This is a genomic window from Stenotrophomonas sp. P5_A9, from assembly GCF_056400525.1.
Genome location: NZ_JBFULC010000057.1, coordinates 17,815 through 28,678, shown reverse-complemented (window position 1 = coordinate 28,678; position 10,864 = coordinate 17,815). Strand labels below are relative to the sequence as shown.

10 protein-coding genes are annotated in these 10,864 nt (G+C 67.0%); 6 read left to right on the top strand and 4 right to left on the bottom strand.

Annotated features, from left to right (window positions below):
• Positions 1–353 precede the first annotated feature (353 nt).
• On the bottom strand, positions 354–1,565 hold the full coding sequence (tyrS, locus tag AC1DR7_RS16275) for a tyrosine--tRNA ligase (RefSeq protein ID WP_457320942.1): 1,212 nt from the start codon (positions 1,563–1,565) through the stop codon (positions 354–356).
• Positions 1,566–1,733: 168 nt separating this feature from the next.
• Between tyrS and AC1DR7_RS16270 the strand changes: the two genes are divergently transcribed.
• Complete coding sequence (locus AC1DR7_RS16270) at positions 1,734–3,209, top strand: M23 family metallopeptidase (RefSeq protein ID WP_457320940.1); 1,476 nt, start codon at positions 1,734–1,736, stop codon at positions 3,207–3,209.
• An 88-nt stretch (positions 3,210–3,297) separates the two neighbouring features.
• A complete protein-coding gene (locus AC1DR7_RS16265; RefSeq protein WP_478051273.1) occupies positions 3,298–4,425 on the top strand; it encodes an anhydro-N-acetylmuramic acid kinase in 1,128 nt (375 codons plus the stop codon).
• 164 nt (positions 4,426–4,589) lie between these two features.
• On the opposite strand, the gene AC1DR7_RS16260 is transcribed toward AC1DR7_RS16265, so the two are convergent.
• The 3 genes from AC1DR7_RS16260 to AC1DR7_RS16250 form a co-directional block, all read right to left on the bottom strand.
• Positions 4,590–4,817, bottom strand: coding sequence for a hypothetical protein (locus AC1DR7_RS16260; RefSeq protein ID WP_256777512.1), 228 nt, complete (start codon positions 4,815–4,817; stop codon positions 4,590–4,592).
• Positions 4,818–4,899: 82 nt separating this feature from the next.
• A complete protein-coding gene (locus AC1DR7_RS16255; protein WP_457320967.1) occupies positions 4,900–6,270 on the bottom strand; it encodes an AmpG family muropeptide MFS transporter in 1,371 nt (456 codons plus the stop codon).
• Positions 6,267–7,067: an exodeoxyribonuclease III gene (locus AC1DR7_RS16250; protein ID WP_312238734.1), complete on the bottom strand. Its 801-nt coding sequence runs from the start codon at positions 7,065–7,067 to the stop codon at positions 6,267–6,269. Before AC1DR7_RS16250 ends, AC1DR7_RS16255 begins: the two co-directional genes overlap by 4 nt.
• A 195-nt stretch (positions 7,068–7,262) precedes the next feature.
• Between AC1DR7_RS16250 and pyrE the strand changes: the two genes are divergently transcribed.
• The 4 genes from pyrE to kdpA all read left to right on the top strand — a co-directional run bounded on the left by pyrE (position 7,263) and on the right by kdpA (position 10,855).
• Complete coding sequence (pyrE, locus tag AC1DR7_RS16245) at positions 7,263–7,922, top strand: orotate phosphoribosyltransferase (RefSeq protein ID WP_478051272.1); 660 nt, start codon at positions 7,263–7,265, stop codon at positions 7,920–7,922.
• A gap of 20 nt (positions 7,923–7,942) precedes the next feature.
• A complete protein-coding gene (locus AC1DR7_RS16240; protein ID WP_457319243.1) occupies positions 7,943–8,608 on the top strand; it encodes a hypothetical protein in 666 nt (221 codons plus the stop codon).
• A 423-nt stretch (positions 8,609–9,031) separates the two neighbouring features.
• A complete protein-coding gene (locus AC1DR7_RS16235) occupies positions 9,032–9,124 on the top strand; it encodes a potassium-transporting ATPase subunit F (RefSeq protein ID WP_017355708.1) in 93 nt (30 codons plus the stop codon).
• Between the two features lie 12 nt (positions 9,125–9,136).
• Positions 9,137–10,855: a potassium-transporting ATPase subunit KdpA gene (kdpA, locus tag AC1DR7_RS16230; protein ID WP_457319242.1), complete on the top strand. Its 1,719-nt coding sequence runs from the start codon at positions 9,137–9,139 to the stop codon at positions 10,853–10,855.
• The last annotated feature ends 9 nt before the right edge of the window (positions 10,856–10,864 follow it).

Below are 10,864 nucleotides of genomic sequence, written 5' to 3'. Positions count from 1 at the left end.
GTTGCGAGCCGCCCATTATAGCCGGCTTATCTGCTTCGTCAACACCTTTTTTCAAGGCCGTCACACCGAAGTGGACGTTGTTGCCGATGCCGCTTCGTCGTTTGCCCCGAGAGGCTTTCGTCGTTGCGAGCCGCCTATTATGTCAGGCTTTTCGTTTCCGTCAACACCTTCTTTCGAAGTGGTTGAGGTCCTGATCCTTCGCGGTTGCCGCCTTGCGGTGGCCCCTGCGTCGGGGGAGGGAAAGTATGTCCCCATCCGGGGCGTTTGTGAAGGGGGCAGACGACATTTTTTCACGTCGCCTCCCTCCCATTCATGCTCGAAGGGGTCCGGATCGCCCGAACCCCTTGTGGCGCTTAGGCCCCAACCAGCAGCACGCGGGCAAAGGTGCGCTTGCCGACCTGCAGCAGGCCTTCAAAACCGGGCACGAACACCTGCTGGGCGTCGTCCACGACCTCGCCATCGACCTTCACTGCACGCTCCTTGAGCTTGCGGGAGGCCTCGGAGTTGCTCGGGGTCAGGCCTGCAGCGGTCAACAACGCACCGATACGCAGACCCTCGGTCGGGATCGCCACTTCCTGCAGCGGCAGCAGGGTCACATCGCCCTGCCCGGTCACGGCGGCGTTCCAGCCTGCGATGGCCTGTTCGGCCGCCGCGGCATCGTGGAAGCGGGTGGTCAGCTCGCGCGCCAGGCGCAGCTTGACCTCACGCGGGTTCAGGCCGCCGGCCTGGACCTGCTCGCGCAGGCTCACCGCTTCGGCCTGGCTGATATCAAAGGAAAGCAGCTCGATCCAGCGCCACATCAGGTCGTCACCGATCTTCATGGTCTTGGTGACCATATCGATGGCCGGCTCATTGATCCCGATGTAGTTGTTGAGCGACTTGGACATCTTGGCCACGCCGTCCAGGCCCTCCAGCAGTGGCATGGTCAGCACGATCTGCGGCTGCTGCCCGTAGTGCTCCTGCAGGCCACGGCCCATCAGCAGGTTGAACTTCTGGTCGGTGCCGCCGAGCTCGACGTCCGCCTCGAGGGCGACCGAGTCGTAACCCTGGACCAGCGGGTAAAGGAACTCATGCAGGGCAATCGACTGCTGGGCGGCGTAGCGCTTGGCGAAGTCGTCGCGCTCGAGCATGCGCGCCACGGTGTGCTGACCGGCCAGACGGATCATATCGGCCGCGCCCATCTTGCCGAACCACTCCGAGTTGAAGCGCACTTCGGTCTTGTCGCGGTCCAGCACCTTGAAGACCTGGTCCTCATAGGTGCGTGCGTTGGCGAGCACGTCGTCCTTGCTGAGCGGCTTGCGGGTGACGTTCTTGCCGGACGGGTCGCCGATCATGCCGGTGAAGTCGCCGATCAGGAAGATGACCTGGTGGCCGAGGTCCTGGAACTGGCGCAGCTTGTTGAGCAGCACGGTGTGGCCCAAGTGCAGGTCCGGGGCGGTGGGGTCGAAACCAGCCTTGACGCGCAGCGGGCGGCCGCTTTCCAGGCGCTGGCGAAGTTCCTCGGATTTGAGGATTTCGTCGGCGCCACGACCGATCAGGGCGATGGCTTCTTCAATCGAGGACACGTGACAACTCCCGGCAATGCCTTATTTACATGAATGACGTTAAGTACAAGTTAACCGCATGCGCTTCACAAAAGCCAATAGGCACAAGGGTTTGACGCGGTATTTATACCTGTCTATGTTACCGACGTTTGGGCCCGCGCTCCCGGGCCAGTCAGGAACAGACCGACGATGCTCAACTCCGATCAAGGCCGCGCGCGCAAGCAGCGCTTCAAGGAACGTCTCCACGTCCTCCACGACACCGCCCTGCATCGGAAGCTCAAGCAGCATCTTCCCGCCGCGTTCAACGAGCGCTGGACGCGCCGGCACTGGATGCACGCCAGCCTGTTCGCCACCATCGGCGCGCTGGTGGCCACAATCGTGCCGGGCTTCTCGCACACCATCGAAACGCCCTACTCCGTCGGCCATTCCACCCTGGCCCTGCCGTTGCCGCCGCTGTCGCTGGAGCGGCAGAAGCAGGTGCCCGGTGACAGCTGGCAGGTGCTGCGGGTGCAGCGCGGCCAGACCCTGAGCAACCTGTTCGACGAGGCCGGCATTCCGGCCACGGTGATGCACCAGGTGCTGGAGCACCCCGGCGCGCGCGCGGCGTTGACCAAGCTGCGCCCGGGCGCGGAGATCGCCTTCGACCTGCCGCTGTCCGGCGACCTGCGCACGATCCGCTTCGACCGCGATGCCGACAACCGCGTCGAGCTGTCGCTGAAGGATGACCAGATCACCGAGAAGGTGATCAAGCGCGAGTCGTCGACCCGCCGCATCGTCGCCAGCGGCGAGATCACCAGTTCGTTGTATGCGGCCGCGCGGAAGGCCGGGCTGTCGCCGTCTGCGATCGCCACGATGACCGACGAGATCTTCAAGTACGACATCGACTTCTCCAAGGACCTGCAGCCGGGCGATCGCTTCAGCGTGGTGCTGGATGAAACCTGGCGCGAAGGCGAGAAGGTGGATACCAGCAAGATCCTGGCGGCGACCTTCACTTCCGGCGGCAAGACCTACAGCGGCTTCCGCTTCGACCGCAACGGCAAGTCCGAGTACTTCGACGTGAGCGGGCGACCGCTGAAGAAGAGCTTCATCCGCATGCCGATCCCGTTCGCGCGGTTGAGCTCCAGCTTCGGCGCGCGCAAGCACCCGGTGCTGGGCAAGATGCGCATGCACAAGGGCGTGGACTACGCCGCGCGCACCGGCACCCCGATCATGGCCGCCGGCGATGCGCGCGTGCAGTTTGCCGGTACCCAGCGTGGCTACGGCAACGTGGTGATCCTGGACCATGGCCGCGGCCACACCACGCTGTACGGGCACATGTCGCGCTTTGGCTCGATCAAGGTCGGCCAGCGCGTGGCCCAGGGCACGGTGATCGGCTATGTCGGCTCGACCGGCATGGCCACCGGCCCGCACCTGCACTACGAATTCCGCGTCAACGGCGAGCACCGCAATCCGCTGTCGGTGACGATGCCGCCGCCGGAGCCGCTGCGTGGCAGCGAGCTGGCTGCCTTCCGCGCGCAGACCGCGCCGGCGCTGGCGCGCATCCAGGGCATGGAGAAGCTGATCTATGCCGAAGCCAGTCCGGCCCCGCAGGTGGCCCCGGCCGACACCCAGGCGCAGACCCAGACCGCCAGCGTGGCCAAGCCGGCCAGGCGCAACCGCGGCTGATCGCGGCAGCCAGCGCGCGGGTACGTGCGCATTGACGCCGATGACGGGTTGCGCCGAAGCTGGACGCAACCCGCTTTGACTGCCTGCCATGACCGCTGTCGTTGATCCGCATAGCCCGCTCTTCATTGGCTTGATGTCCGGCACCAGCGCCGATGGCATCGATGCCGCGCTGGTGCAGTTTCCCGCCGAGGGCGGCTGCCGCTTTGTGCACGGCCACACCCACCCGTGGGATCCGGCGCTGCGTGCGGAGCTGATCGCACTCGGCGAAGGCGGCGATATCGCCTCGCTGGATGCGCTGGGCCGGATCGATGCCGAAGTGGGGCTGCGCTTTGCCGAGGCGGCCACTGCACTGCTGCGGCTGAGCGGGGTGGATCGTGCCCAGGTGCGCGCGATCGGCTCGCACGGGCAGACCGTGCGCCACCGGCCGTTGGCCGATCCGGCGTTCACGATGCAGCTGGGCGACGCCAACCGGATCGCCGAGGCCACCGGGATCACCACCGTGGCCGATTTCCGCCGCCGCGATGTGGCTGCAGGCGGGCACGGCGCACCGCTGATGCCGGCCTTCCACCTGGCGATGCTGGGCACCACCGATGAGGATCGCGCGATTCTCAACTTGGGTGGCATCGGCAACCTGACCCTGATTCCCCGCGATGGCGTGCCACGCGGCTTCGACACCGGCCCGGCCAATGCACTGATGGATGCGTGGTGCCAGCGCCACCGGGGCGTGCCATTCGATGCGGACGGGGCGTTTGCGGCCAGTGGGACCTTCGACGAGGCGTTGCTGGCGCGTTGGCTGGCCGAGCCGTGGTTTGCGTTGCCGCCGCCGAAGAGTACCGGGCGCGAGCAGTTCCACCTGGACTGGGCCGAGCAGGCGCTGGGCGAAGGCGAGCTGGCGGCGGCCGATGTGCAGGCCACGCTGATGGAGCTCACGGCGGCGACGGTGGCCAACGCGTTGCTGGCGCACCTGCCCGAGGCGAAGCGGGTGCTGGTGTGCGGCGGTGGGGTGCGTAATTCACAGCTGCTGCGCCGGTTGGGCGCGCGGTTGCCGGGGGTGGTGATCCAATCCAGTGCGGTGCACGGGTTGGACCCGGATTATCTGGAGGCGATGGGGTTTGCGTGGCTGGCGCAGCGGACGCTGGACGGCTTGCCGGGGAATCTGCCGAGCGTGAGCGGGGCGCGGGGGCCGCGGATTCTGGGGGCGATACATCCGGCGTAGGGGAAGAGCAAGAGCAAGAGCAAGAGCAAGAGCAAGAGCAGCCGAGCATGGCTCGGCTCTACCGGGGCAAGGGCAGCCGAGCCATGCTCGGCAACCGCGCGCAGCGCGGTGCTATCCGCGCCCGGCGATCCCTCTACCCTTGGGATGGTCGCCAGTGCCCTGCGCTACACCCCTTGGGCGTCCGGCAATGCCTGCAATGCGGCGATGGCGTCGGCCAGGGCGTCCACTTCGGGATTCTGGAAGCCGCTGCGTACTTCGAGTTCGCTGGCGAACAGGCCCTGTTCGAGCAGCACCACGCAGGTGTGTTCACGGGTCCAGCCGCGTGCGACCGCCACGCGCCGGATGCGTTCGTTCAACAGCGGGTCCAGATCCCGCAGCAGCAGATCGACCATTGTTCTCCCCCGTCGGCAAGCACCGCCCCCACGGCACAACGGGGGTGATCATGGCCCAGCGCGGCGCGGCGGGCAACCTGGGTCAGGCTGGCGGGGCGTGTCGGCGCTGCTGACGGATCAACAAGGCACACAGGATCACCACCGGGATGCCGATCAATGCGGTGCCGGTGAAGAACAGCGCATACCCGTCCAGCAGGGTGCGGCCCTGGGCCAACGATTGCACCGCCCAACCGGACAGCCCTTTCAATGCCTTGCCGGGCATCGCATAGAACGAGCTCAGCAAGGCGTACTGGGTGGCGGTGTAGCCGATGCTGGTCAGGCTGGACATGTAGGCGATCAACGCCGTGCCGGCGAAGCCGCCGGAGATGTTGTCGATGGCCATGGCGATGGCGAAGCTGGTCGGGTCCGGGCCGACATAGGCCAGCCAGGCAAAGGCGAGGTTGGACGCCGGGCCAAGCACCGCGCCGACCAGCAACGTGGCGAGCACGCCCCAGCGCACCGACACCAGGCCGGCCGCGGCGATGCCGATGAAGGTGGCCACCAGCCCGACCGAGCCGCGCACCGCGCCGACGGTCTCTTCGGCCAGGCCCAGATCCACGTAGAACGGATTGGCCATCGGACCCATGATGAAATCGGCCATGCGATAGACGCTGATGGCCAGCAGGATCAGGATCGCGCCGCTGCGGTGTTCGCGCACGAAGGCGACGAACGGCCCTACCAGTGCATCGAACAGGCCGCGTGGCGTCCACAGCGGGGCGGCCTGGGTCTGCACGGCCAGCTGCGCGCGCGCCGGCTCCCGGGCCATCACCACCGCCACCACGCCGAGTGCCATCAGGCCGGCCATGATTTCGTAGGACATCTGCCAGCCCACCCGCGCGGCGATCAGCAGGATCAGCGCATCGGTGACCAGCAGCGCGGTGCGATAGCCCAGCGCGGCCGAGGAGGTCAGCAGGCCGAGCTGTTCACTGTTCTCGGCGATTTCGATGCGCCAGGCATCGATGACGATGTCCTGGGTGGCCGAGGCGAAGGCCACCACGGTGGCCATCACCCCGAACACCACCAGGTGCTCCCAGGCGATGCCCAGGAAGACGAAATGGCCGCCCTTGGGCTGGACCAGCGCCATGCCCACCAGCGCCACGGCCACCACCAGCTGGGACAACAGCATCCAGCCACGGCGGCGGCCGAAGCGCCCCAGCAGCGGCGCGTTGACCTTGTCCACCAGTGGGGCCCAGAGGAACTTCATCGAGTAGGCCAGGCCCACCCACGACAGGAAGCCGATGGTGGTCAGCTCGATGCCTTCCTTGCGCATCCAGAAGCCGAGCGTGTTGCCGACCAGGTAGATCGGCAGGCCGGAACTGAAGCCCAGCAGCAGCATGGCCAGCACCTTGCGCTGGCGCAGGTTGGTCAGCACCCGCTGCCACGGGCGACGCGGCTTGACGACCGCTTCGGTCATGGGGCGTAGTCCACCGTGAACGGGGCATGGTCGGAGAAACGCTCATCGCGGTAGACCGCGCAGCTGCGCAGGCGATCGCGCAGGCCAGGACTGACGAACTGGTAGTCGATGCGCCAGCCGACGTTGTTGGCCCGGGCCGCGCCGCGGTTGCTCCACCAGGTGTAATCCTGGCCTTCGGGATGCAGCAGGCGGTAGGCGTCGGTCCAGCCCTGGCCGGCGGCGATGTCCAGCGCTTGGCCGGCGTCGGCGCACTGGCCGTTGAGCCAGTCGCGCTCGGGCGGCAGGCAGCCGGAGTTTTTCTGGTTGGACTTCCAGTTCTTGATGTCCAGCGCCGAGCGCACGATGTTCCAGTCGCCGCACAGCACGTAGTCGCGGCCACTGGCCAGCCACTCCGCCAGGATCGGGCGCAGCCACTCCATCACTTCGTACTTGAAACCCTGGCGCAGGTCGCCCGAACTCCCCGACGGAATATAGAAGGAGACCACGCTGAGGTTGCCGTAGCGGGCCTCGATGTAGCGGCCTTCATCGTCGAACGGGGCCCAGCCCAGCGAGGTGATGACCTGGTCGGGCTCGCGCTTGCTGTAGATGGCCACGCCGCTGTAGCCCTTCTTGGTGATGGCGTCGCGGTAGAAGCAGTGGTGGCCGTCCGGACGGAACATCGGGTCGGTCAGCTGGTCTTCCTGGGCCTTGGTTTCCTGGATGCAGAGCACGTCGGCGTCCTGGGCGCGGAACCAGTCGAGGAAGCCTTTGGTGGCGGCGGAACGGATGCCGTTGGCGTTGAAACTGATGATGCGCATGCTGACCCGGGTCTGGAGCGGTAACCGGGAAAGCATACCGGGAAGACCCCGCCACGGCTCGCCGGGATGCGCCGTCGGTGCCAGCCGTTGGGGAGGACCGGGAAATGCTGCGCGGCGCGGGAGAAGGCGGTCTGAGGGCGAAAAAAGCGCCCATGCATTAGGATTTGCGGTCCAAATGAATTGAATAGAGTCCTGATGAGCGACCATCGCCACCGTTTCCTGCAACTGGCCCTGACCGCCGACGCCCTGCGTTTTGGCCAGTTCACCCTCAAGTCGGGCCGCCTGAGCCCCTATTTCTTCAATGCCGGCCGCTTCGATTCGGGCGCGCGCATGGTCCAGCTGGCCGCCTGCTACGCCGATGCGGTGGAGGCCACCGGGCTGAAGTTCGACGTCGTGTTCGGCCCGGCCTACAAGGGCATCCCGCTGGCCACCGCGACCGCCTGCGAGTTCGCCCAGCGTGGGCGCGACCTGCCGCTGTCGTTCAACCGCAAGGAAGCCAAGGCCCACGGCGAAGGCGGCAACCTGATCGGCGCGGATATGAATGGCAAGCGCGTGCTGATCGTCGATGACGTGATCACCGCCGGTACCGCCATCCGCGAGGCGCTGACCATCATCAAGGACGCCGGCGGCACCCCGGCCGGCATCGTGGTGGCACTGGATCGCCAGGAGATCGCCTCGGAAACCGACCGCCGCTCGGCGGCCCAGTCGGTGGCCGAAGAGGCCGGGATTCCGGTGGTGGCGGTGGCCACGCTGGCCGACCTGCTTGATTTTGCCTCCGGAAATCCGGAACTTGTCGGATACCGGCAGCCGCTGGAGGACTATCGGTCCCGCTACGGCAGCCGTCCTACGCGTTGAGAGCAGGGGGCTCGCCAACCATGTCCAGCCGGATTGCCACCACCATTCTGATCGGCCTGCTGCTGGCCGCGCCGTCGCTGTCGGCCCAGGCCCAGCGCGGCAAGAACGAGCCGAAAGCCAAGAAGCTTTACTGCTGGAACAAGGGCGCCGAGCGGATCTGCAGCGATACGCTGCCGCAGGACGCGGTCAACAGCGCGCGGGAGGAATTCAGCGCGGCCAGCGGGCTGCGACGTGGTGAGGTGGAGCGCACGTTGACCGAGGAAGAGCGCGCGGATGCGGCGGCGGTGGCCGCGCAGCGCCAGCTCGACCTGGCTGCGGAGGAAACCCGCAAGCGCACCGAGCAGGCGATGCTGTCCACCTACGAGAACGAAGATGACCTGCGCCGGGTGTTCACCGAGCGCACCGGCATCATCGACAACAACGTGCAGACCGCGCGCTACAACGTGGCCAGCCTGCGCGATGCACTGGTGAGCCTGCTGGGCACCGCCGGCGACCGCGAACTGGCTGGCAAGCCGGTGGCCGAGAAGCAGGCCCAGAGCATCCAGCAGCGTCACGCCGAACTGGTGGCGCAGCGGCGCATGCAGGCCTCCTTCGAAGCGCAGCGCAAGGCCTTGGATGTGGAAATCGAGGAGACCCTGCAGCGGTATCGGTTGTTGAAGGGCGTGGGGACCGATCCGCGGGCGTGAGCTGGCGGACGTTGTTGGAGTGAGAGGCGGCCGGATGGCCGCCTTTTTTGTGCGCGTGGCGCTTTCGGTAGTGCCGGCCGCTGGCCGGCTCCCCGTGCATCGGGCCAGGGTCATGAGGCGCCGGCCAGCGGCCGGCGGCTGACGTCGTCGGACGGTTGAGCGAGGAGCCGGCCAGCGGCCGGCACACCGGAAGGCAGGTCAGCGGGGGCAGCCGACCAACGGTCGGCTCTACGTTTGTTTATGCACTTTTTACGCTTGGGCGTGGTGCTGGGCGTGGCCCCTTTATGCCGGGCAGGCAGACGATGGGCGCCTGACGTGGAGTGGTTCCACCTGGACGTCCCATGAGCCTGTATCTGCCTGTGTTCCCTGTCGCCGGTGCGCCCTGCACCGCCGCCCTCCTTTCCTGCGTTTGAGGCCACGACCATGCCTGCCTGGCTTTCCCTGGTGTGTGGCGTGCTGGTGCTCGTCGCCGCCGCCTATCTGCTGTACGTCGTGCTTCGGCCCGAAGCGTTCTGACCGGAGCCGACCATGACCGAGATCCTGTTGATCCTGCTGGCCAGCATCGTGCTGGCCTTTCCGCTTGGGCTGTACCTGGCCCGGGTGATGCGCGGTGCGCCGATGCGAGGCGATGCGCTGTTCGGGCTGATTGAAAAGCCCCTGTACCGGCTGCTGGGGGTGAACCCGGCGCGCGGCATGTCCTGGCGTGGCTATGTGATGGCCTTCCTGCTCAGCAACGTGGTGATCGCGGTGCTGGTGCAGGCGGTCTTCATGACCCAGGCCTGGCTGCCGTTCAATCCCGACCAGATCCCCAACATGCGCTGGGACACGGCGCTGCACACGATGGTGTCGTTCCTGACCAACACCAACCAGCAGCACTATTCCGGCCAGGCGCAGCTGTCCTACTTCTCGCAGATGACCGCCATCACCGGCCTGCAGGTGGTGACGCCGATGATGGGCCTGGCGCTGGTGGTGGCCACGCTGCGTGCGCTGTTCGGTGCGCGTCCGGACGACGTGGACGCCGCACAGTCCGCGCAGCTCAGCGCGGACCGCCGCGTGGACGTGGGCAACTACTACGCCGACGTGGTGCGCGCGTGCGTGCGCTTCATGCTGCCGCTGTGCCTGTTGTGGGCGGTGCTGCTGACCAGCCAGGGCGTGCCCTCGACGCTGGCCGCCGGCCCGCAGGCGACGCCGATCGATGCGGCCGCCGGCATGGACACGCAGAAACTGCCGCTGGGCCCGGTCGCGGCGATGGTCGCGGCCAAGCAGCTGGGCGCCAATGGCGGTGGCTGGTATGGCCCCAACAGTTCGATGCCGCTGGAAAACCCCACCCCGCTGTCGAACGCGCTGGAGCTGATTGGCATTCTGCTGATCCCGATCAGCGTGATCTTCATGCTGGGCGCGTTCACCGGACGCAGGCGCCTGGCCGGGTTGGTGTTCGGCTGCATGCTGGCGATGTCCAGCGTGTCGGTGGCGGCCACGGTATGGCTGGAAGGCCATTCGGCCACGGCGGCCAGCCCGCTGCTGATGGAAGGCAAGGAAGTGCGCTTCGGCGCGGACGGCACCGGCCTGTGGGCGGCGATCACCACCCAAGTGTCCAACGGCTCGGTCAACGGCATGCATGACTCGCTCAGCCCGCTGGCCGGAGCGGTGCCGATGATCAACATGCTGGTCAACGCAATCTGGGGCGGCATCGGTTGCGGCCTGCAGCAGTTCATCGTGTACCTGATGCTGGGCGTGTTCCTGGCCGGGTTGATGACCGGGCGTACCCCGGAACTGCTCGGGCGCAAGCTGGAAACCCCGCAGGTCCGACTGCTGGCGCTGCTGGTGCTGCTGCAGCCGATCACCATCCTGGGCTTCACCGCGGTGACCCTGGCGATCCCGGCGATCACCGGCACGTCCAATCCCGGCTTCCACGGCATCAGCCAGGTGTTCTACGAGTACGTGTCGGCGTTTGCCAACAACGGCTCGGGCTTCGAAGGCCTGGGCGACGCCACCCCGTGGTGGAACCTGAGCTGCACCCTGGTGCTGCTGCTGGGCCGCTACCCGGTGCTGATCATCCCGCTGGTCGTGGCCGCGCAACTGGCCGCCAAGCGCCGGGCCCCGGAATCGGCGGGCACCCTGCAGATCGAAACCCCGACCTTCGCGCTGACCCTGATCGCGCTGATCGTCGTCCTGACCGTATTGCAGTTCATGCCGGCGCTGGTGTTGGGCCCGGTGGCCGACCACCTGTCGCTGACCCTGCATTGAGATGTGACC

Excerpts from the sequence above, each read along its gene's own strand:
- AC1DR7_RS16270 (WP_457320940.1), top strand. The coding sequence starts at position 1,734 with ATGCTCAACTCCGATCAAGGCCGCGCGCGCAAGCAGCGCTTCAAGGAA.
- AC1DR7_RS16265 (WP_478051273.1), top strand. The coding sequence starts at position 3,298 with ATGACCGCTGTCGTTGATCCGCATAGCCCGCTCTTCATTGGCTTGATG.
- AC1DR7_RS16260 (WP_256777512.1), bottom strand. The coding sequence starts at position 4,817 with ATGGTCGATCTGCTGCTGCGGGATCTGGACCCGCTGTTGAACGAACGC.
- AC1DR7_RS16255 (WP_457320967.1), bottom strand. The coding sequence starts at position 6,270 with ATGACCGAAGCGGTCGTCAAGCCGCGTCGCCCGTGGCAGCGGGTGCTG.
- AC1DR7_RS16250 (WP_312238734.1), bottom strand. The coding sequence starts at position 7,067 with ATGCGCATCATCAGTTTCAACGCCAACGGCATCCGTTCCGCCGCCACC.
- pyrE (WP_478051272.1), top strand. The coding sequence starts at position 7,263 with ATGAGCGACCATCGCCACCGTTTCCTGCAACTGGCCCTGACCGCCGAC.
- AC1DR7_RS16240 (WP_457319243.1), top strand. The coding sequence starts at position 7,943 with ATGTCCAGCCGGATTGCCACCACCATTCTGATCGGCCTGCTGCTGGCC.
- AC1DR7_RS16235 (WP_017355708.1), top strand. The coding sequence starts at position 9,032 with ATGCCTGCCTGGCTTTCCCTGGTGTGTGGCGTGCTGGTGCTCGTCGCC.
- kdpA (WP_457319242.1), top strand. The coding sequence starts at position 9,137 with ATGACCGAGATCCTGTTGATCCTGCTGGCCAGCATCGTGCTGGCCTTT.